This is a genomic window from Streptomyces caatingaensis (assembly GCF_001187435.1).
Taxonomy (GTDB): Bacteria; Actinomycetota; Actinomycetes; order Streptomycetales; family Streptomycetaceae; genus Streptomyces; species Streptomyces caatingaensis.
Genome location: NZ_LFXA01000004.1, coordinates 479228 through 498502, shown reverse-complemented (window position 1 = coordinate 498502; position 19275 = coordinate 479228). Strand labels below are relative to the sequence as shown.

Sequence of the window (19275 nt, the reverse complement as noted above, 5' to 3'; positions counted from 1 at the left end):
GGGAGGAGCCGGGAGGGGAGGGGCCATGACCGAAACACAGCCCGTGGCACGCCGCGGCCGCCCCTGGGGGCCGTTGCAGGGCGCCGGCCCGGCGATCAACGACCTGGCCCACCTGCTCCGCATCCGGCTCGACGCCGCCGGCCTGTCCCTCAACGACCTCTACGCACAGCTCGTCCCCGAGAACTTCCGCTCCGGCCAGGTGCCCAGCCGGTCGACGATCGCCCGGAGGCTGTCGGGAGTGGGGCTGGAGAGCGACTGGGACTTCGTGGAGGCGGTGGTCGACCTCACGACGCGCGACGCGGACGAGTGCGAGAGGGTGCTGCGGCACGCCCGCCAGTTCTGGGACGCGGCGAACCGGCTCCCCGCGCCCGCCGCCCCCGGGACCGCCGACGACCCGGAGGACCCCCCGGCCGTCCTGGACCCGAGCGCCTTGGACGGCCGGACCCTCGCCATCCGGAACGCGACCTTCCATGGCCCGGTCCACATCACCACCAACCACTACCCCCCCGCCGGGTCCGACCACGAGATCACCGAACTCCGGGAACAACTCCTCGACGCCAGGCGCCGTCTGACCGAAGCGCTGACCCGGCTCAACGAAGCCCACCGCGAACTCGCCTCCACCCGCCGCGAGCTGGACGACCTGCGCTCCCTGTGCGACCGGCTCCTGCGCGCGGGCGCACGGCCGACTCCCGACGACCGGTCCGAACGCTTCCCGATGAACCGGGAACTTCTACGCAAACACCTCGAGGCCGCCCGCACCTCCGAACAGGACGACGCCTGAACGCTGTAGGTACCCCGCCACTGCCGCGCAGGCTGAGCTGTCCGTCGGGCTCGGTGGTGCAGTACCCGGCGATGGGGCTGTTGCAGTGCCCCCGCAGGCCGTGCAGCATGACCCGCTCGGCGGTGGCCTCGGTCTGCGTCCGGGGGTCGTTCAGGCGCTCCAGCCCGGCGCGGGCGAGCACCATGGCCTCGGCCTGGAGGTCGCCCTTCTCGCCTTCGAGCTGTTCCCTCCGGGGTTCCTCGTCTCTCGGTACTCGCCGCACGACGGCCGGAAAATGGGCCGGAACGGCCATGACCACGCGGGGACGACGAGGTGGGCGGCCCAACGGCCAAAGCCCCCCGACCCGGTGACCTGCCAGTTCGGGGGGCTCTCGCAAGATGGCCGACGGACGAGTCGGCCTGTACGCCGGGAATAGTCTCCCTACTGGGTCTGACCTGCTGCTTCACCTCCCAAGGCCGCCTGATCGCCACTGAATCGCCACATCTCCGAAGACCGCCACTCACGCAGCCGTTCAGCGGTCCAGTTGGTGTCCTCCAGGACATCGTGAAGCAGGCCGGCCATAACCAGCTCCTCCCCCCAGGGGGCCATCCCCGCACTGTCGGTGCGGTGGTGCGCCCCGGCCAGCCGCGGTAGCCAATCGCAGCCGGCCGGGCTTCGTGACAACCCTCCTCGATCGGCCGTACGGAGCCCTGCGGGCCGCCGGATGGAAGAGGGCGTTGCGACCTGACTCCCGCTATGGAGGCGGGAACCCGCCCTGGAGGTGCGGGAGACAGGAGACTTAAGGCGGTGTCAGTGCGGGATGCCCTCGATGATGTCCCGCGCACCCTGGCGGAGAAGTTCGGCGGAGACGCGGGCTCCGAGGGTGCCCGGGTCGTTCGAGTCCTCGCCCCAGACGTGGGCATGGACGAACTTCGAGCCGTCCCGCGAGAAGACCATGCCACGGAGCGACAGTTGTCCGTCGGCTTCGGTGGTGCAGTACCCGGCAATCGGACTGTTGCAGTGTCCGCGAAGGCCGTGCAGCATGACCCGCTCGGCGGTTGCCTCGGTCTGCGTCTTGCGGTCGTTCAGGCGCTCCAGCAGGGCGACGACGGGGCCGTCGTCGCGGCGGCACTCCAGGGCGAGGACGCCGGCCCCGACCGCGGGCAGGATCTCGTGCACCGAAAACTCGTGACGGATTCGCCCTTCAAGGCGGAGGCGCTCCAGCCCGGCGCGGGCAAGCACCATGGCCTCGGCCCGAAGATCACCCTTCTTGCCGTCGAGCTTCTCGACCCGTGTCCCGACCGCGCCCCGCACCCTGATCACGTTGAGGTCGGGGCGTACCTTGAGGATCTGGGCCTTGCGCCGTACGGCCGTCGTGGCGACGGCGGCGCCGGGCGGAAGGTCGGCCAGCGTCTTGGCCCCAGATCCTTCGGGGACCAGGAGGACGTCCCTGACGTCGGCGCGCGGGAGCATGGCGGCGAACACGAGGCCCTGCGGCATCGGGACGTCCCCTGGCACGTCCTTGAGGCAATGGATCGCCATGTCGATGTCCCCGCGCTGGAGTTGCGCGTCGATGTCCTTGACGAACAGGCCCTTGCCACCGAGTTGTGCAAGGTCCCCCTGCCAGAGGTCGGCCTCCGTCGTGGTGGGCTTCACCTCGATGGCGAGGCCGGGCACCAGTTCGCGGAGGAGCCGGGAGACCTGCTCGGTCTGGGCGAGTGCCATGGGTGAACTGCGGGTGCCGATGCGCAGGGGGCGGTCGGCGAAGTCGGTCATGATGTTCCCTCCGGGGTCCTCGTCTCTCGGTACGAGGTGGTGTCGGGCTGATGAAGCCACGGGACGATGCGGGCCGCGATGCGGGGGTACTGCAAGACCAAGTCGCCGACGGGCATCCAGGACCATGCGGCGATCTCGTCGTGCTGCAAGATGATGTTCTCCTCCTCGTGGGCCTGGAGCATGGGGCCGGCCAAGACGAACGCGAGTCGGTCACGGCGCCCGGGGCGAGTGGCCGCTAGCCACTCGACAGCAGCGAGCGTGTGTATGCGGTCCCCGAGGTCGAGGTTCAGTTCTTCGCGGACCTCCCGCCGAGCGGCGTCCAACGGGGACTCGCCCAATTCAACGATCCCGCCGGGCAACGTCCACGGTGCTTCCTGCTTCGCAGGAGCTACAACGAGCACATGCCCCGCGGGGTTAGTGATCAGGACCGAAGCGGTTACAGGGTGCCCCGGTGCAAGGGTGGCGGTCATAAGGGCCTGCCTCGCCAATAGAGGGGTGGGTACTGGCCCGGCACTGTCGAAACTGGGCCGGACCCGTGTGCCTGAGAACCCGCCTGGCCAGTGCCGGATGCAAACACCGGCCAGGCGGGGGTGGTGCCCGCCCCGCCGGGGGTTGTGACGTCCCGTCCGGCGGGACGGAATCTTGGAGCCCTTCCGGCCGTCCCCTGCACAGTCGGAAGGGCGCCCGGCCGGCTGCGGGTCGCTACCGCAGCCGGCCGGGCCCCATGCCACCGCTCCGATCAGCCGTACGGGGCCCAAGGCCGCCGACAGGAGCGGGGTTTGATCCTGCCTCTCCGCCTATTGAGGGGTGTCTGGCCAGCGGAGAGGCAGGGGTCTAGGGGGCGCGGCGCACGAGCATCCATTCGCCCTCGTCGTCCACGACCACCTCACCGGCCCTGACCACATATCGAGAGGTGATCGAAGGCTCGATCTCGTGCTCGTCCCACAGGTGATCCGCAAGAGCGCATTGCCCAGACTCGGCGATCTCCGTCTCCCCGAGGAAGAGGGCCGTGGTGATCACCTCAGCGCGCGCCCGGCAGGTGTTGCAGCCCTGGACGAGCGGAGGGAAGGCGACGAGCCTCACCGGTGCACCGTGCCGTGCACGGCAAGCCACAAGACCGCCACTCCCACGGCCGCCAAGCCGGCGACGAGGGCCAGGCCACCGGCGGCACCCCGCCCGTCACGGGCGCGGTGTCGGCTCACCACGACACCCCCCGGTGCCGCTTGAGGTGATGCGCGACAACCGCGGAGCCGTACTTGTCCACCGCCGACTGGTCGCCCCGCTTCCGAGCGGCCTGCCGCGCCTTGTCGAGACGGACACAGATGGCGCAGCCCTTGACCGGAGTCGGCATGGCCGGCGGCCCGCTGCTGTGCGGCAGAGGGATCACAGGACGACTCCCTCCGGGCGGGTCGCCCTGCCCGATGCGGAGGCCGGCGAGACCCTGCGGACGACCCTGACCTTGTCCACCGGGGCCGACCACTCGACGCCGCCCCCCTCGGGCCGGAAGAAAGCGGTGTCCACGGGGCAGCGCAGCGTCGGCTGACCGGAAGCCTCCGGCGGTTCCCACTTGGGGATCACGCCCATAAGCTCACCCGCGCGGCCAGCGTCGTCCTCGACCCACGTCCCGATGTCCTCTTCCGTGACCGTCACGGCACCCTCCCGGACGGGAGACCAAGCCTCTCGATCTCCTCCGCGGTCGGGGGCACGAGCCGGCACACCGCGATCACCCAGAAGCCGCGCTGGTGCGGGATGTCCACCTTGGCGAGCCCGTCCCCCAGCCCCTCCGCGAAGACGCCGATGCGGCCGGTCACACGGTCCTTGACCCAGTCCCCGAGGCGAATCCTCATCGAGCAGCCCCCGACGGGGCATCGGCCGGCGCACGCTGCGGGCCTTCGCCGACGTACTTGGCGAACGCGGGCAGCTCCAGCAGCCAGTTCCGGAGCCGGTCCTTGCCCAAGCGGTAGAAGGCCAACTCGTCCTCGCTACGGGCCACAAGACCCTGAACCGCCCTGTCCTTGAGGAGCCGCTCGGCCTTCGGCCAGCACTTCCGGTCGGTCCGGGTGCTCTCCAAGGAGGCGAAATCCACGAACGCCTCGTGCACCACCCAGTCCCGGGCCTCGGCGTGCCGGCGGAGGCGCTGCATCACCTCGTCCGGCTTGCTGTCGTCGTGGATGAGTGTGTAGAGAACTACGCGGATCTCGTCGTAACCGCTGGACGCGTTCGCGATGTTGCGACGACGCGCGAGATCAGTCAACTGCCTCGCCTTCCCCTCCTGTTGGCTGTGCCGAGACACGCTAGGAGGGGACGAACATCTTGTCGCGAGCACTTCGGATGCCCGAGGCGCCGAAGTGCTCGAAGTGATCGTTTAGAGAGGTAGGCGGACCGCCGCGGCGAGGTCGCGCATCTCTACCGTCAATGTGCGGCGATCTTCAATCACTCGTTCGATGATGTCTCGGGCGTAGTGTTGGTTGGGCAACCACTCCGGCGCGCGCTCGTTGATCTTGAGTAGCTCTTCCACGCACCGGCTGTAGTCGTTGGACTGTGCATGCGCATTGGCGACGTCCAGCCGATGCCTGTTCCAGTCACTCGACGTCAGCTCAACCTTGTACCGTGCGCTCTGCGCCTTCCGGCGCTTAGCGATCTTGTCGCCGAGGTGCAGCACGGCAGAGTGATGGCCGGCCAGCCCCGCATTCTCCGCGGTCTTCATCAAGACGGTAAGCGGGCCGAACGTGGAGTTGCTGAGCTGCGGCGGGAACCGCCATTCGTGCCCCAGTGCCTCAGCCGCAGCACGGGCATACTTCATCGCGTCCTCGGCCTCCCCGACACGGTTGTCCCGGACGGCAGCGCCGGAGAGGCGGACCAGCATCAGCCCCCATAGGGAAAGCTCGGCCGGCGTTGCTCGGGTCATACGCACCGGCTCGGCGTCGTCGGCCCACTGGGTGGCTAGCTCACGGGCTTTGGCGAGCTGGCCCTGTCGTAGCAGCAGCCAGCACATGTAGTCGATGGTCACCGCGGCCTGTAGCCGGTCAGAGACTTCGTCCAGCGATCGGGTGAGGGCGTCCTCGGCGGCCTTGAACTGACGTGTGTGGATCAGCAACCAGCCGACGCGTTGAAGGGCTCGCACCCGGAGTTCACGGCCGGCCGACCCCAGAAGGTCAGCGTCCCGGAGCAACGCGGGAAGGACAGCCGCGATGTCCTGGTACCTGTCGGCTTCGACTAGCGGTGTCAGCGCATCCAGGGCTTCTGACACGCCCTCGACGGTTGGCGGATCGTCCGGGGCGTCTAGGAGGGCGGAAGGGGTGTTGAGCATCCTCTTAACGCTTTCCCAGGGCTCCGTCGGCTCTTCGTCCTCCTCGCTGCGGCTGCCCACGAGGTCCATGGTCGGCATGCGCAGGGCCGTGGCGAACTTACGCCACGTCTCCATCCGCGCGCCCTCTTGCTCCCCCCTCTCCAGCCTTCGAAGGACCGACACGGACACGCCTGATGCCTCGGCCAGCTCCGTTTGCGTCAGCCCTCGCAGCTTCCTCGCCATCTTGATGCGTTCACCAGCGCTCGTCATGACACGAGCGTACGCCTCTTGACGGGAGGCGCCGAAGGGCCAATAGGGGCCCCAAACCAGGTGGTTGGCAGCCTCCCCGCCAGACCTCGACGACCAGCTCTCGAAGCCCGCGGGCACGGTGCTGCCCCCGCCGGCATCAGCCTTCGTGGAGTTGTCTCGCGCGAGCCTTCAGCAGCTCCTCCAGGGACGCGTACAGCCTGGGCCAGCCGGGGCGAGGAGCAAGGGCTCCTCCGGGCAGGGACTCGAACAGGACGGCCAGCCGGATGGACAGGTGGTAGGGGCCGGCGACGGCCAGCCAGCCGGCGCACCAGCGGTAGGCGTGGCTCGTGCCCGGTTTGTCGAGGTGGCAGGCGACGACTGGGGCGTCGCGAGGAGCCTCCGCTCCCGACCGGCCGTTGGCCCGGCGCAGCGTCTCCATATCTCCGTCGGAGAATTCGGCGAGATCGACATCCCTGCGCCACGGGCAACGGACGCACGGGTAATTCCGGTGGTCCCGCGCCTCCCCCACCCGAATAGCAGTCAGGTGAGGACCCTCATTTTCACCCCCAGAGGGGGAATTAGGATCCCCTTCTTCTCTTTTATTGGGTTGGTTATTAGAGGTTCATTGGTTAGGTACTCCCTCGCACTCCCTGCCCCCTTGGAGGGGCAGGGGGAAGGGCAGGGCAGGGCCAGGGGAGGGGGGTATATATACCCCCCGACACTAATAACGTAGGCGTGATTCGACCCGGATCGCACTGCGGACTCTCAAAGTGTGATCGAGGCCACCCCGGGGAGGGGTGGGGGAGCTTTCCGAAGCCCCACTAGGGCCCACCAAGGCCGCTTCCGAACCCCAAAAAGGCCCCGGAAGGGGTCTCTGAGCCGTCTTTAGGGCCCGACAGCCCTCCTGCACCCTGACCTGGGCGTTCGCCCGCCAAAAAGGGGCTCAGGGACTCCGAATCTTTGATACCCGTACACGGTCGGAAAGAGGCACCCCCGGTGGGTCCTTTTGCTTTCGTTCTAATAATATCCCCCGTGTCTAGTAAGTGGCAATGGTTTCGGCTTAATTGGCGAGCGTGAAACAGTTCACGATGGAATTGGTATTGCGTTAGTTCGTTTGCTGGGCATGATGAATTCGGTTCCGCCGACCGGTGATCGTGCGGACCGGGAAGGGCCGTCGAAGAAGGCTTTGGCCCTCCTCGCCTCACAGCCTCAACGAACTAAGGAATGCCATGCGCAAGACGGTTCTGGTTCCCGTGGAGAAGGTTCTGTGTGATGCCCACATGGCGAAGGACGGGACCGAGGTAGAAGCGTCCTCCACCTTGAGCCTGGGGAAGTCGTCTTGGGACCTGTGCCTTGAACACGACGTCGTGTTCGGCCGGTACCTGTGTGACGCCCTTGGAGCCCCTGGGGGAACTGACCAGCCCTCCGTTGAGCCTGTGGTGTCTCATGCTGTTGCTGAGCCGGAGCCCGAGCAGCCGCAAGACGACGTAGCCGAACCGGAGCCGACTGCCGAGGCTGTGGCCGAACCTGAGTCTCTGCCCTCTGTCATGGTGGCCGGGGAGGTGCCCGGGTACGACTGGGACGAGGTGAGGGAGGCCGTGCGGAACCTGGGCTACGAGGTGGTGGGGCGTGCCGATGACTCCACTGTCCTCCTGCTTCTTGGTGAGCGTGGGGAGCGGGCGGGGCACAAGCTCCAGGACGCTGCGGAGCGTGGGTTGTCGGTGATGGATGTCCGGTCCCCGGGTCGGTTCAAGGACGCGGTGTGTGCGGGTGAGTTGGTGGGTGGTGACCCGTTGCCGGAGCCGGTGAAGGCGACGCGTTCGGGGATGAGTGACCGGGAGCAGAACAAGGTCATCAGGGCATGGGCGTTGGTCAATGGGTGGCCGAACCTGAGCCCGAAGGGGCGGTTGCCGGTGGAGGCCCGGCAGGCGTGGCAGGCGGCCCAGGGGCACGCGGAGGGAAAAGCGGCGGCGGCCTGAGTGCCGCACCCCGGACCGTGACGGCCGCCCCGTGCGGCCGTCGTCCCCGGCCGACCCCCATCCAACTGTCGTTCATGGACGTAGACGTAGAGGACACAGCGTGACCGCCCCTGACTTCCGCACCATGGTGACCGGCCGTCTCCAGTCCCACATTGCCGCTCTGGCTCCGCATGTCGAATGGTCCCCGGTCGGGCTGCTCGGTGGCCTGCTCTGCGGGTTCTCCGCGATGCTCCCCGAGACCCGTGTTCAGCGTGGCTCCGGCTCTATGCCTCTCATGCTTCACGTGCTGCTGTGCGGCGGGACCGGTGAGGGCAAGGGCCAGTCCTGGGGCGTGGCTGCCGAGGTGGCCAGGGATGCGAACTCCTCGTTCATGGCGGACCACGTCATCAATGGCGTGGTCGGGGGTGCCGGGCTTATCCAGGCCCTTGCCGACCGCGACGGACACGCGCTCATCGTCGATACGGAGTACGCCCGCGTCCTGCGGGCCGGGCGTCGGCAAGCCAACCTCTCCCAGGTACTGCGGGACTTGTGGGACGGGGTCACGGTCGCCACCTCCAGGGCCAAGGAGCCCGTCCAGGTGGACGACCCCCGCGCCTCGATCATGGGGCACATCACCCCGGAGGAGTTCCGGGCCAGCATGAGCACGACTGAGCGCGACGGCGGCTCCTACAACCGGCTGCTGATCCTGCCCGTGGCCCAAGTCCGTTGGCTCAGCGAACGCGACCGCATGCCCGCACACCTCATCCCCGAAGCCGGGGAAAGCCATGGCCCGCGCCGTCCGCCACGGCCAGCGCACCGGACTCGTCACCCTCGCCGAAGACGCCTACGACACCGCCGACATCATCCGACGAGACCTCCTCACCAAAGCACGGGAGTCCGAAGGGCTGAAGGCGTTCGCGGCCCGCTGCAACGAGCAGGTACGCCGCATCGCGGCCCTGTACGCCCTGTTCGACCTGCGGTCGCAGATCACGGTGGAGGATCTGGAGGCGGCGGCAGCACTGGTCACCTACGCCATGGACTCGGTGCTGGACATCGTCGGCGACACGGGGGCCGACAAGCCGAAGCGGCAGCCACTCAGCCTGGTGGAGAAGGTCCGGGCCCGGATCGCGATGCACGGGGGCAAGGCCACCTCGTCCCAGGTGCTCCCGTTCGTCAACGCCTCGGCAGCCGAGGTCAAGGCACTCCCCGGGATCGCGGTCACCACAGAGAAGAAAGGCAACGGCGGACGGCCCGCCGTCGTCTTCACCCTCGCCGACGACGAGCCCCAATGTCACGCAGACGCACAGCCGGCCAGCACCCAGAGCGACAATCAGCAATCGGCAACCGTCCTCCGCATGGACGCCTACCGCCCCGCTCCCCAACCGGACCCGGAGCCCAGGCCCGTGAAGCGGTCGGCACTGCTGGAGGAAAACCCGTTCCTCGCTCTGCTCTGACCTATGTGCGAACGAAGGAAGTCCCCCGCTTCGGCAGGGGACTTCTTCGATTTCGACTTGGGCAGGCTAGGCGGGTGTAGTCTCTTGGACCTGCTCTCGGTACTTCAGGCGCAGCCGCAGGAGCTCTTGGTCTCGGAGATAACGCACTTCGTCACGCCGCTTACTCATGACGAATTCTCCCAGCGTGGCGCACAAATCCATTCGTTGGATGCACACGCCCACCATGAATGGTCCGTGGTGGGCGCGATAGAGGCGGATGCCGTAGTAGCCCTCTTGGCAGTCAGTCCCGTTGTTGAACTGACAGCCGTGGCAAGTTTCCGGTAGACGTACCGGCCTGATGGACTTTGCGTATAGTGTGCGGCCGTCGGGCAGCCGGTAGCGGGTGCGCTGGTCGGACGTTCCGGCAGTGAAGATGTGGCGTACTGGTACAGCCCCCAGTGTTTCCAACACTTCACGCATCGCTGCCAAGGATGCTCCACCGTCCTCAAGGTTGATGAGCATCCGGACCACGACGTCACGTCCATACTCTTCGATTACGCGAAGAACCCTTGGGGCATGAGTGGCGTCCGGTACAACGAGATTTGCGGATACCTTTACGCCGCTCTTCAGCGCCGCCTCGATGGTGGCGTGAAGTGCTGCAATCTTCTTCACCGCCAACTTGGCGGAGTTGAAGCGGGGGGCTTGAACAGCGGCTAACTCCTCGGCTGTGGTGCCGAACACCGACAGGTTCACGCGGTCCAGACCGGCCTTGGCGCACTCCTCCATGACGGCTGAGCCGTTCTCCCCGTTGGACGTCAGGCCAACCGTCAGGCCCAGGCGGCGAGCCATGGCCACCAGGTCAGGGAGCCTGGGATGGAGCGTCGGCTCCCCGCCTGTGAAGTGAACCTCGTTGGTCTCGATGGCACCTCGTGTGGCAGCCAGAGCCAAAGCGAACTCCGCGTCCGGTTCGATCCGCTCGGGCAGAAAGTTCGCCCCATTGGTTTGCAGGTAGATCGAGACACGGCCCTTCTTGCCCGGCGTACCAGCGTACTGACCAGGTTCCCGGCCCTTGTTGTCTGCGGCCACGGGCGTTCCCTCGTTGTGGCAGAATCCGCAAGCGAGACCGCAGGCGTCGATTATTTTCACCCGTACCGTGCGATCAGGCACCACGGATACGGGTAGCGAGCCTAAATCGTCGTGCATGGCGCTCCTCTCGTGAGGGGGCTCAGTCGGGAAAGCGGAGTTCCTGGATGCTCTCCAGATCGATTCCGTATCGGGTGTAGACCCCGACAGTGTTCATGGCGGTCAGCCCACTCGGCTTCAGGTCGATGATCTTCGCCGTGGCAATGACGTCCTCGGTACTGTCGCCCTCGATCTCCAAGTAGGGAGGGATGAGTGGCCAACTATCGATTTCCAGGCGCACGCCGTTGAGGAGATACGAGGTGCGCCGGTTCTCTTGGTACGCCTTCGCCGTAAAACCCATGAGGTTCAGCAAGGCGTTAGTGGTGTCGAAACAGGAAACGGCCACCTCCTCCTCGCGCGTGCCGTCGATCTCGTCCGAGGTGATGTGCTTGACGCAAAGGGTGACCTCGGTCCCCGTGTCGCGGAGACGAATCCAACGGCCCTGCACGCCGGGGACGATGTCGTACACATACCGACGCATCAAGCGATCGGCCACGTGAACGCCGCCTCCACGCTTGATCTTTGTCGTGATGGCCTCTACGTCGATGTCCAACGCCTTGGCTTCGAACTCGGTGTTACTCACTGCTGCGCTCCTCGTCCGGCGGTGTCCCTCTGGGGCTGCGGGTGATCCTGCCAGCGGCCGGCGCCCGCCCTGGGCGCCTGTCACCCAGTTGTGGGGCTTGCAGAGTGCTGGCTGGACGCGGGACGAGCGTCAGCGGTACGGGTCGCCAAGAATCGCCAGGGGAATCACCAGCGCCGTGGAGAGAACCACGGTCAAGGCCCAGATGGGTCCCGCCCACCGGAGGATCCTTCGCCGGATCACGACTGCCTCATCCACGCGCGCCACCCGCGCTTGACGATCTCCGTGTAGGAGTTGTGCGACGGGTTGTTCCTCACGTGGCGGAAGATCCACTGCGTCGCCTCGTCCTCATCCGCGCCCCTCGGGGAGCCCTCGCCGCAGACGTCGCATTCCTGGGCGTACATGGTCCGTTTGGCATCTGGCTCACGGTCCGGTTCCACGGTCCAATGAACCCGCTTGATCACGGCAGGCTGCGGCGGAAGGAGGTCTTCGGCGCCGGGCTGATGTGTGCACCTCGCCGTCTTACTAACCTCCGCGCCTCTTCTGCGGGCGTCCGGAGCCGTCTCGTTGGCGGTTTCCATGCTCGGAGCATGGGCGCCCATCACAGACGTTCCTATCGACGTTCAGGGGACATGACGGCCTTCCGATCGGTAGCGTCAAGAACGCCCAAACGTCCAAAGTGGCGCCCAAACGACCGAGGTGGAGACCTTGAACTTATCCCTTCGAGCCGCTATGGCGGACAAGAAGCTTTCAGCCCGTCAGCTGGCAACCCGCATCGGTGTGACCGCCAAGACGGTGGAACGATGGATCACGGATGAGGAGCTGGTCCCGCACGCACGAAACCGTGTGGACGCGTCAAGTGTGTTGGGAGTTGATGAAGCGGTGCTGTGGCCCAAAACTGTGGGAGCAGTCATGAAGACCGGCCCGGACCGGGAGATCATCTCGGCCTATCCCTACCGTTCAGCGTGCCCCTCCTCGGTGTGGCGCCAGCTCATCGGCGACAGCACCCGAGACATCATCCTCGCCGGGTACACGAACTACTTCTTCTGGATCGAGCAGCCAGCGTTCCACGCCACGCTCCGGGCGAAGGTCGAAGCCGGGTGCCGGGTGCGATTCCTGCTCGGTGATCCTGGCAGTCGGGTGACCGAGCAGCGCGAGATCATCGAAGACGTTGCGCTCAAGGTCTCCACGCGCATCCGTATCAGCTTGGAGGAGCTGGCCAAGCTGTCTGACCTCTCCGGCTTGGAGGTGCGCTTCTCCTCGGAGGAGGACGCTACGAACCACGTCGGCTTGTCTGTCTTTCGCTTCGACGATCAGGCCCTTGTCACGCCCCACCTTGCTCGGTTGGTCGGTCACGACTCGCCCATGCTGCACCTGCGCAAACTTCAGGACGGCGGGCTGTTCGACCGCTTCGCGGAGCACACCGAAGAACTGTGGGAACGTGGTCGGTCGGTTGACTGACCAAGGCTGAATGCTGGTTGGTCATACGCTTCAGGCGGTGCCCTCACCGCCACATCATCGCCACACGACGGGCAGAAAAGGGCCGGAACGGCCATGATCACCCAGGAATGACGAGGCGGGCGACTCAACAGCAAAAGGCCCTCTGACCTGCGGTTTCGCAGTTCAGGGGGCCTGTCGCTAGATGGCCGACGGACGAGTCGGCTTATACGCCGGGTTCTGTCTCCCGGGGCCCTTGCGGGCCGCGGGGAGGCGGCCATCCATCTAGGCCCGCCGTTGCCGGCGGGCTCGTGCGGTCTACCCGCGGACTCGGGCGGGCAGCCCTCAAGCGTCCGCGCAGAGCCGTGACGGCTCCTCTTGACCTTGCTCCGGGTGGGGTTTACCTAGCTGCCCAGGTCACCCTGGGCACTGGTGGTCTCTTACACCACCGTTTCACCCTTACCGGGCGCTCCGAAGAGGCCCGGCGGTCTGTTTTCTGTGGCACTGTCCCGCGGGTCACCCCGGGTGGGTGTTACCCACCACCCTGCCGTGTGGAGCCCGGACGTTCCTCGGGGGATCGGGAGATCCCTCGCGGCCGCCCGGCCGGCTCGTCCGCCGTACGGACCATGGTACCGGGCCGGTGAGCAGGCCTTTGACGCCGGGTTCAGGCGGGGGCGAACCGGACGTCGGCGCGGCCCGGGTCGGCCTCGGCCAGGCGGACGCGGAGGCGGTGGCCGAGGGGGAGCGGGGGGCCGGCGGGGTCGCCCTCGACGGGGCCGCGGACGGCGGGGTCGCGGAGGTGGACGGTGCCGGCGGTGGGGCGGCCGGGGAGGACGTCGACGACGTGGGCGTCGAAGATTTCGCCGACGCGGTCGCGCAGCAGGGCCGCGTCGACCAGCGCCGCGCAGGCCCGCTCCGCCTCCGCGGCGCGGGCGGCCCCGGCGGCCATCTCGCCGGGGAGGCCGGCCAGGGCGGAGCGCACCCACTCCGGGGCGTCCCGGCCGGAGGCCGCGGCCAGGCACAGTTCCAGGGCGTAGCGGTCCGCGAGGCGGCGCAGCGGCGCGGTGCAGTGGGCGTAGGGGGCGGCGACGGCGGCGTGCACGGGGTCGGCGGGGGCGGGGAGCCGGGCGGGGCGCTCGCGGTCGAAGACGGTGTAGTGGGCCCTGCGCAGCAGCCCGGCGCAGCGCTGGAGGAACGCGGCGTGCTGCGGGTGCGCGGGGGTGAGGGCGCGCAGCATCACCGGGTACGGCATGGTGTCCGGCCAGGTGACGCCGAGCGCGCGGGCGGTGCGGCGCAGGGTGGCGAGCGGGCCGGCCGCCGGGAGGGCGGGGAGCGTGCGCAGGACGCCGGTGCCGGCGGCGAGCATCAGCCCGGCCGCCGTCGTCTGCGTCAGGACGGCGATCCGGTCGCCCCACTCCTCGGCCGGCGGCGGGGTGCGGTACTCCGGCAGGTAGCGGTCGCCGCGGCGGACGACCTCCTGGACGGGCACGGGCAGCGAGATCCCGCCGCGGGCCCGCTCCAGCTCCCGCAGCAGCAGCCCGGTCTCCCGCAGCAGCACGAGCGGTTCCTCCGCGGTGCCGGTGTCCAGGGCCCGCTGGACGCCCGCCGGGTCCAGCCGGGCGTGGCTGCGGACGAGGGCGCGGCGCAGGCCGGCGCGGACGACGGTGCCGTCGGAGGCGAGGTCGAGCTCCCACAGCAGGGCCGGCCGGTCGTGGTCCGGCAGCAGGCTCGCCGCGTCCTCGCCGAGCACGCGGGGGTGGAGGGGGACGCGGGCGTCGGGGTACGGGACGGCCACCGCCCGCCGGTGCGTCTCGGCGTCCAGGGCGCCGCCGGGGGAGACGAAGGCGGCGACGTCGGCGACGGCGCAGTGGACGCGGTAGCCGCCGCCGGGGCGGCGGGCCAGGTGCAGGGCCCGTTCCAGTTCCCGTGCGCCGGGCGGGTCGAGGGTGAACAGCGGCAGCCACGTCGCGTCGTGGGGCGGGAGGCGCGGTCTGCGGCGGGCGGCGCGCTCGGCCTCCGCCTGGGCGGCGGGCGGGAAGGCGGCCGGTGCGCCCGTCCGTTCGCGCAGGGCGCGCAGCGCCCCGCGGAGGGGGCCGCTCTCCTCGTCCGTCACCCGTGTCCCGTGGCGGGGCATGGCACCGAGGGTAGGGGCGGGCCGGCGGCGGGGCGCGGTGGGCGTGGCGTACGGCGTTAGGCTCGCGGGGGGCCGGCCCGCCGGCCGTGACCGTGGAACCGAGTGAGGAGAACGACCGTGCTCGTGCTGTTGCCGCCGTCCGAGGGGAAGGCCACCGGAGGCACGGGGGCGCCGGTGGACGTCGCCGCCCTCGCCCTGCCCGAGCTGGCGGCCGCCCGGGAGGCGGTCCTCGCCGAGCTGGTCGGGCTGTGCGCGGGCGACGAGGAGAAGGCCGCCGGGGTGCTGGGCCTGAGCCCGGGGCTGCGCGGCGAGGTCGCCAAGAACGCGGGGCTGCGCACGGCCGGCACCCGCCCCGCCGGGGAGATCTACACCGGCGTCCTCTACGACGCGCTGGACCTGGCCGGCCTGTCGCCCGCGGCCCGCCGGGCGGCCGGCCGGTCGCTGCTGGTCTTCTCCGGCCTGTGGGGCGCGGTCGGCGTCGACGACGCGATCCCCTCCTACCGCTGCCCGATGGGCGTCAAGCTGCCCGGGACGGGCGCCCTCGGCGCCTTCTGGCGCGGGCCGATGGCGGAGGCGATGCCCCCGGCCGCGGGCGACGGGCTCGTCCTCGACCTGCGCTCGGCGGCGTACGCGGCGGCGTGGAGGCCCAAGGGCGAGGTCGCCGGGCGGACGGCGACCGTGCGGGTGCTCCAGTCGCGGCGGGTGGACGGCGTCGAGAAGCGGTCCGTCGTCAGCCACTTCAACAAGGCGACCAAGGGCCGCCTGCTGCGCGACCTGCTCACGGCCGGCGCGGACCCCGCCTCCCCGGCCGAACTCGCCGACGTGCTGCGGGACCTGGGGTACGTCGTGGAGGGCGGCGCCCCGGAGCGCGCGGGCCGCCCGTGGGCGCTGGACGTGGTCGTCACCGAGCTGTAGCGGCGGGGCCGGGCGCGCGCCGCCCCACGGCCGCTCCGCGCCTGTTTCACCCGATCGGGAGCCCCTTCGCCCCCTTGTCACCCGTCCGGGTCCTCCTCCCGCGGCCCCGCCGCGCGGTATCCAGGGGGAGGGCCGAGGCGAGGGGGCGGGCATGAGCACTCCGGCACCGATCCGCGTACTGCGCGGCACCGACCTGCTGGACCTGGGCGTCGCGTTCGCCGGCCTGCGGCTGGAGCAACGGGCGGGCGGCCGGCGGCTGGTGCGGGAGGATCCCGCGCGGGAGGGCCTGCTGGTGGTCGCGTTCGGGCCGCAGCACGTGACCGAGCACGCCTTCGCGGCGGACGCGGTCCCGCCCGAACCCCGGTCCGTGCCCGTCGGCGCGCTGATCGCCGGCCGCAGCGTGCTCGTCTTCGAGGTCGGCCCCGACGACGTGGTCGACTGGTCGACGGCCGGACTCCTCGACGCGATGCGCTCGCTGCCGCTGCGGGTGGTGGACGCGGCGCTGGAGGCGGACGGTGCCGGTGCCGTTCCGCCCCGCGTCCCCGAGAACCCCCTCGCCGACCCCGCCCGCCCCCGCACCGGCATCGAACTGCCCTACCGGCTCCTGCTGTCACCGCCCGCGCAGGCGCGCTGGGTGCACCGCACGGGCGGCGACGAGGACGCCGCCCGTGCCGAGCTGTGGCACACACGGCTCCTCGGCCGCACCGTGCGGGCCGTGTGGAACCGCGACCGGGACGCCGGCACGACGGCCCCCGAGGTGCCCGGCCTCCCGCTCACCCCGCAGGACCGCCGGGAGATCGTCGAACTCACCGCCAGGGACGCGCCGTCGTACGTCCCGTCGCCCGTCGGCGTCCCCCTCCTGATGCTGTCGGCCGCCGGCGGCTGGCTGGAGGCGGCCGGGCAGTGGCCGCTGCGGCCCGCCGGCATCGACCTCTCCGACTGGCGGCAGCAGACCACGCTGGGCCGCGACCACTACGTCCGTGTGATGCGGGAGGGATACCTGTGCCCCTTCGGGCACCGGGCGGCCGTCGTGACCGTGGTCGAGCGGAAGGTCACCGACCCGCGCGCCGCGTTCCTCTTCCGGCGCGTCTTCGTCGTCGTCCGCCAGCCGCTGCGCACCTACGACCCGGCGCGCCCGCTCCCCACCGGGAACGGCCCCGCGGACCCGCTCGCCAACCTGCTGTTCCCCTTCACCTCCGTACGGCTCGACACCCTGGTCACCCCCGACCTCACCGGCACCCCCGACCCGCCCGACTCCGCCCCGTTCTTCCCGGCGACGGCCACCGAGGACCCGTTCCGCTTCAAGGTGACGGCCGTGGACCACGAGGGGCGGTCCGTCGAGTTCCGCACACCGCTCCAGTTCGTGCCCGAACACCTGGCCACCGGCGACCGGCTCGCCGCCGTCGTCGCGGAGTACAACGCCCGGTCCGTCCCCCCGGCCGCCCGCGCAGCGGCCGGGCCGCCGCCCCTCACCAGCGCCGAACTCCTCGGCCAGGCCGTCGCGTTGGCGCCGCCCGACAAGCCCGGCGACACCAGCGTCGACGCCGCCCACCTCGTCTGGGGCGCCGCCGCGCCGCCCGCGCTGGCGGCGCCCGGCCCGGGCGGCGAGGCGCAGTTCGTCCCCCAGCTCAGCTGGGCCTCGGCCGCGCTGCCCGCCGTCGCCGGGCTCACCGGCAACGCCGCGGCCGTGCCCGTCGTCTACGCCCGGCGCTACGCCCTGTCCGGCTTCGCCAGGGCGACCGCGGGGGCCCGCAAGGGCAACCCGGGCGAGGTCTTCCTCAGCGTCCTGACCACCGGTACCGAGGCCCTGGTCATGGACTTCGAGAGCGGACGCGACCGCTCCGGCGGGCTCGTCGCGCCGAGCTTCGACGTGGCGGGACTGTCGCGGATCTCCGGGCCCGTGGCCGGCGCCGCCGCCGGGCTCGACGCCGTGGAGAAGATGGCGGACGGACGGTTCGACCCCGCCGACTTCTTCCACCCCTCCGACATCCTCGGCCTCCTGGACGCCAACTTCCTCGGCGTCCTCTCCCTCGCGGACATCGTCGAGAAGCTCGCCCCCGACGTACCCCTCCCGCCGCTGCACGTCCCGAACTTCCTCACCCAGACCGTCAGCACCGTCACCGGCTTCCTCTCCGACCTCCGCCGCACCCGCGACCTCGTCGGCAACGCGACGCCCGTCCTGCCGCCCGCGGCCACGCGCGTCCGCGACACCGCCGCGCGCCTCGCGCAGCTGATCGCGGACTTCCTCGCGCACCACCCGGCACCGGCGGCGCCCGTCACCCTCCAGGACCTCGACGCCGCCCTCGCCGACTTCACCGCCGCCCTCGACGCCCTCACCGGCTCCCTCCCGCCCGGGGCCGACCCGGGCGTCCGGGCCCTCCTCGACCGCGTCCGGCAGCAGACCGCCACCTGGACCACCCCCGCCGGAGCGGTCCCCGCCCTCCGGGACGCCCTCCAGCAGGCCGCCCGGGGCGTCAAGCTGCCCGAGACCGTCGCCACCCGCCTCGAATGGAACCCGGTCATCAGGCAGTGGCCCGCGGACGACCCCGTCTTCGTCCCCCACCCGCGGGACGGCCGCCTCTCCCTCGTCGCCGACCTGCGCGGCTCGCTCCGCCCCGACGTGCCCTCCGGCGCCGACGTCAGCTGCTCGCTGGAGAGGTTCGACCTCGTCCTCGTCCCCGGCTTCCCGGCGATGCGCCTCACCTTCGACCACGTCCGCCTCGTCCAACGGGCCGGGCACAAGCCGGAGATCGACGTCGGCTTCACCGGTCTGCGGTTCACCGGCCCGCTCTCCTTCGTCGAGACGCTGCGGAAGCTCATCCCCGCGGACGGGTTCTCCGACCCGCCCGGCATCGAGGTCACCCCCTCCGGCATCACCGCCCGCTACGGACTGCCGCTGCCCAGCCTGGCCGTCGGCGTCTTCAGCCTGGAGAACATCCGCCTCGACGCCTTCCTCGACCTCCCCTTCGTCGGCCGCCCGCTGGAGATCGGCTTCGCCTTCTGCAGCCGGCAGGCGCCCTTCCGGCTCACCGTCTCGATGCTCGGCGGCGGCGGCTTCTTCGGCATCGTCCTCACGCCGAAGCGCGTCGCCGTCCTGGAGGCCGCCCTGGAGTTCGGGGCCGCGGTCTCGCTCGACTTCGGGGTCGCCTCCGGCAGCCTCTCGGTGATGGCCGGCATCTACTTCCGGCTGGAGGCGGACACCGGCGAGTGCCGGATCACCGGGTACTTCCGCGCCCGCGGCGAGGTGGACGTCCTCGGCCTCGTCTCCGCCTCCGTCGAACTCTGCCTCGACCTCTCCTACGAGTCCGCCGGCGGCACCGTCCACGGCCGGGCGCGCATCACCATCGGCGTCCACATCGGCTTCTGGTCCCAGTCGGTCACCCTGGAGTGCGAGAAGCGCTTCGCCGGATCCGGCCCGCCGCCACCGCCCCTCGCCGCCGCCGACCCCGTCCGCCCGCCCACGTTCGCCGAGATGACGGCGCCCTACCCCGACCCCGTGACGGGGCTGCGGCGCGACCCGGTGGACGAGTACTGCACCGCCTTCGCGACCGTGAGGTGAGCC

Annotated in this window: 19 protein-coding genes, 1 other RNA gene and 2 pseudogenes; 7 read left to right on the top strand and 15 right to left on the bottom strand. The window is 70.1% G+C overall.

The window, feature by feature from the left end; all coding sequences use genetic code 11:
- The first annotated feature begins 25 nt into the window (after positions 1 to 25).
- Entirely contained in the window at positions 26 to 781 is a 756-nt protein-coding gene (locus AC230_RS32485; protein WP_049715652.1) for a hypothetical protein, read from the top strand.
- Positions 782 to 803: 22 nt separating this feature from the next.
- Here AC230_RS32485 and AC230_RS30915 read toward each other — a convergent pair.
- The 10 genes and pseudogenes from AC230_RS30915 to AC230_RS09580 all read right to left on the bottom strand — a co-directional run.
- Positions 804 to 935: pseudogene (locus AC230_RS30915) on the bottom strand (hydroxymethylbilane synthase); the annotation flags it as partial.
- Positions 936 to 1570: 635 nt separating this feature from the next.
- Positions 1571 to 2536, bottom strand: coding sequence for a hydroxymethylbilane synthase (hemC, locus tag AC230_RS09615; protein WP_049715651.1), 966 nt, complete (start codon positions 2534 to 2536; stop codon positions 1571 to 1573).
- Complete coding sequence (locus AC230_RS09610; RefSeq protein ID WP_078871089.1) at positions 2533 to 3006, bottom strand: NUDIX domain-containing protein; 474 nt, start codon at positions 3004 to 3006, stop codon at positions 2533 to 2535. Before AC230_RS09610 ends, hemC begins: the two co-directional genes overlap by 4 nt.
- A 364-nt stretch (positions 3007 to 3370) precedes the next feature.
- On the bottom strand, positions 3371 to 3619 hold the full coding sequence (locus AC230_RS09605; protein ID WP_049715649.1) for a hypothetical protein: 249 nt from the start codon (positions 3617 to 3619) through the stop codon (positions 3371 to 3373).
- A 115-nt stretch (positions 3620 to 3734) separates the two neighbouring features.
- Entirely contained in the window at positions 3735 to 3923 is a 189-nt protein-coding gene (locus AC230_RS09600) for a hypothetical protein (protein ID WP_049715648.1), read from the bottom strand.
- Positions 3920 to 4186 carry a hypothetical protein gene (locus AC230_RS09595; RefSeq protein ID WP_049715647.1) on the bottom strand — a complete coding sequence of 89 codons (267 nt, stop codon included), beginning with the start codon at positions 4184 to 4186 and terminating at the stop codon, positions 3920 to 3922. Before AC230_RS09595 ends, AC230_RS09600 begins: the two co-directional genes overlap by 4 nt.
- A complete protein-coding gene (locus tag AC230_RS32480; protein ID WP_157868542.1) occupies positions 4183 to 4383 on the bottom strand; it encodes a hypothetical protein in 201 nt (66 codons plus the stop codon). The genes AC230_RS09595 and AC230_RS32480 overlap by 4 nt, the downstream gene beginning before the upstream one ends.
- A complete protein-coding gene (locus AC230_RS09590) occupies positions 4380 to 4790 on the bottom strand; it encodes a hypothetical protein (RefSeq protein WP_049715646.1) in 411 nt (136 codons plus the stop codon). Before AC230_RS09590 ends, AC230_RS32480 begins: the two co-directional genes overlap by 4 nt.
- Positions 4791 to 4901: 111 nt before the next feature.
- On the bottom strand, positions 4902 to 6095 hold the full coding sequence (locus AC230_RS09585; RefSeq protein ID WP_078871131.1) for a helix-turn-helix domain-containing protein: 1194 nt from the start codon (positions 6093 to 6095) through the stop codon (positions 4902 to 4904).
- A 136-nt stretch (positions 6096 to 6231) separates the two neighbouring features.
- Positions 6232 to 6603 (bottom strand): DUF6283 family protein, encoded by a 372-nt coding sequence (locus AC230_RS09580; RefSeq protein WP_049715645.1) that lies wholly within the window; start codon positions 6601 to 6603, stop codon positions 6232 to 6234.
- 700 nt (positions 6604 to 7303) lie between these two features.
- On the opposite strand from AC230_RS09580, the gene AC230_RS09575 reads away from it, so the two are divergent.
- The 3 genes and pseudogenes from AC230_RS09575 to AC230_RS34280 all read left to right on the top strand — a co-directional run bounded on the left by AC230_RS09575 (position 7304) and on the right by AC230_RS34280 (position 9486).
- Positions 7304 to 8053 carry a hypothetical protein gene (locus AC230_RS09575; protein WP_049715644.1) on the top strand — a complete coding sequence of 250 codons (750 nt, stop codon included), beginning with the start codon at positions 7304 to 7306 and terminating at the stop codon, positions 8051 to 8053.
- Between the two features lie 124 nt (positions 8054 to 8177).
- Positions 8178 to 8738: pseudogene (locus AC230_RS34650) on the top strand (DUF3987 domain-containing protein); the annotation flags it as partial.
- Between the two features lie 79 nt (positions 8739 to 8817).
- Positions 8818 to 9486, top strand: a complete 669-nt coding sequence (locus AC230_RS34280; protein WP_049715642.1) for a DUF3987 domain-containing protein — start codon at positions 8818 to 8820, stop codon at positions 9484 to 9486.
- Positions 9487 to 9552: 66 nt separating this feature from the next.
- On the opposite strand, the gene AC230_RS09560 is transcribed toward AC230_RS34280, so the two are convergent.
- The 3 genes from AC230_RS09560 to AC230_RS34800 form a co-directional block, all read right to left on the bottom strand.
- Positions 9553 to 10668 (bottom strand): radical SAM protein, encoded by a 1116-nt coding sequence (locus tag AC230_RS09560; RefSeq protein WP_049715641.1) that lies wholly within the window; start codon positions 10666 to 10668, stop codon positions 9553 to 9555.
- Between the two features lie 22 nt (positions 10669 to 10690).
- Entirely contained in the window at positions 10691 to 11230 is a 540-nt protein-coding gene (locus tag AC230_RS09555) for a class IV adenylate cyclase (protein WP_049715640.1), read from the bottom strand.
- Positions 11231 to 11466: 236 nt separating this feature from the next.
- Positions 11467 to 11808, bottom strand: a complete 342-nt coding sequence (locus AC230_RS34800) for a DUF7848 domain-containing protein (RefSeq protein ID WP_479683263.1) — start codon at positions 11806 to 11808, stop codon at positions 11467 to 11469.
- A gap of 151 nt (positions 11809 to 11959) precedes the next feature.
- Between AC230_RS34800 and AC230_RS09545 the strand changes: the two genes are divergently transcribed.
- Positions 11960 to 12688: a transcriptional regulator gene (locus AC230_RS09545; RefSeq protein ID WP_078871088.1), complete on the top strand. Its 729-nt coding sequence runs from the start codon at positions 11960 to 11962 to the stop codon at positions 12686 to 12688.
- A 189-nt stretch (positions 12689 to 12877) separates the two neighbouring features.
- Here AC230_RS09545 and rnpB read toward each other — a convergent pair.
- Positions 12878 to 13275, bottom strand: an RNA gene (gene rnpB / locus AC230_RS30295) — RNase P RNA component class A.
- A gap of 53 nt (positions 13276 to 13328) precedes the next feature.
- Complete coding sequence (locus AC230_RS09540) at positions 13329 to 14798, bottom strand: RNB domain-containing ribonuclease (protein WP_049715638.1); 1470 nt, start codon at positions 14796 to 14798, stop codon at positions 13329 to 13331.
- 117 nt (positions 14799 to 14915) lie between these two features.
- Between AC230_RS09540 and yaaA the strand changes: the two genes are divergently transcribed.
- The gene (gene yaaA / locus AC230_RS09535; RefSeq protein ID WP_049715637.1) at positions 14916 to 15713 is read left to right on the top strand and encodes a peroxide stress protein YaaA; all 798 of its coding nucleotides are present in this window, start codon (positions 14916 to 14918) and stop codon (positions 15711 to 15713) included.
- A gap of 151 nt (positions 15714 to 15864) precedes the next feature.
- The gene (locus tag AC230_RS09530; protein ID WP_049715636.1) at positions 15865 to 19272 is read left to right on the top strand and encodes a hypothetical protein; all 3408 of its coding nucleotides are present in this window, start codon (positions 15865 to 15867) and stop codon (positions 19270 to 19272) included.
- Positions 19273 to 19275 lie beyond the last annotated feature (3 nt).

Excerpts from the sequence above, each read along its gene's own strand:
- AC230_RS09545 (WP_078871088.1), top strand. The coding sequence starts at position 11,960 with ATGGCGGACAAGAAGCTTTCAGCCCGTCAGCTGGCAACCCGCATCGGT.
- AC230_RS09585 (WP_078871131.1), bottom strand. The coding sequence starts at position 6,095 with ATGACGAGCGCTGGTGAACGCATCAAGATGGCGAGGAAGCTGCGAGGG.
- AC230_RS32480 (WP_157868542.1), bottom strand. The coding sequence starts at position 4,383 with ATGAGGATTCGCCTCGGGGACTGGGTCAAGGACCGTGTGACCGGCCGC.
- AC230_RS09560 (WP_049715641.1), bottom strand. The coding sequence starts at position 10,668 with ATGCACGACGATTTAGGCTCGCTACCCGTATCCGTGGTGCCTGATCGC.
- AC230_RS09530 (WP_049715636.1), top strand. The coding sequence starts at position 15,865 with ATGAGCACTCCGGCACCGATCCGCGTACTGCGCGGCACCGACCTGCTG.
- AC230_RS34800 (WP_479683263.1), bottom strand. The coding sequence starts at position 11,808 with ATGGAAACCGCCAACGAGACGGCTCCGGACGCCCGCAGAAGAGGCGCG.
- AC230_RS34280 (WP_049715642.1), top strand. The coding sequence starts at position 8,818 with ATGGCCCGCGCCGTCCGCCACGGCCAGCGCACCGGACTCGTCACCCTC.
- AC230_RS09610 (WP_078871089.1), bottom strand. The coding sequence starts at position 3,006 with ATGACCGCCACCCTTGCACCGGGGCACCCTGTAACCGCTTCGGTCCTG.
- AC230_RS32485 (WP_049715652.1), top strand. The coding sequence starts at position 26 with ATGACCGAAACACAGCCCGTGGCACGCCGCGGCCGCCCCTGGGGGCCG.
- AC230_RS09575 (WP_049715644.1), top strand. The coding sequence starts at position 7,304 with ATGCGCAAGACGGTTCTGGTTCCCGTGGAGAAGGTTCTGTGTGATGCC.
- hemC (WP_049715651.1), bottom strand. The coding sequence starts at position 2,536 with ATGACCGACTTCGCCGACCGCCCCCTGCGCATCGGCACCCGCAGTTCA.
- AC230_RS09540 (WP_049715638.1), bottom strand. The coding sequence starts at position 14,798 with ATGCCCCGCCACGGGACACGGGTGACGGACGAGGAGAGCGGCCCCCTC.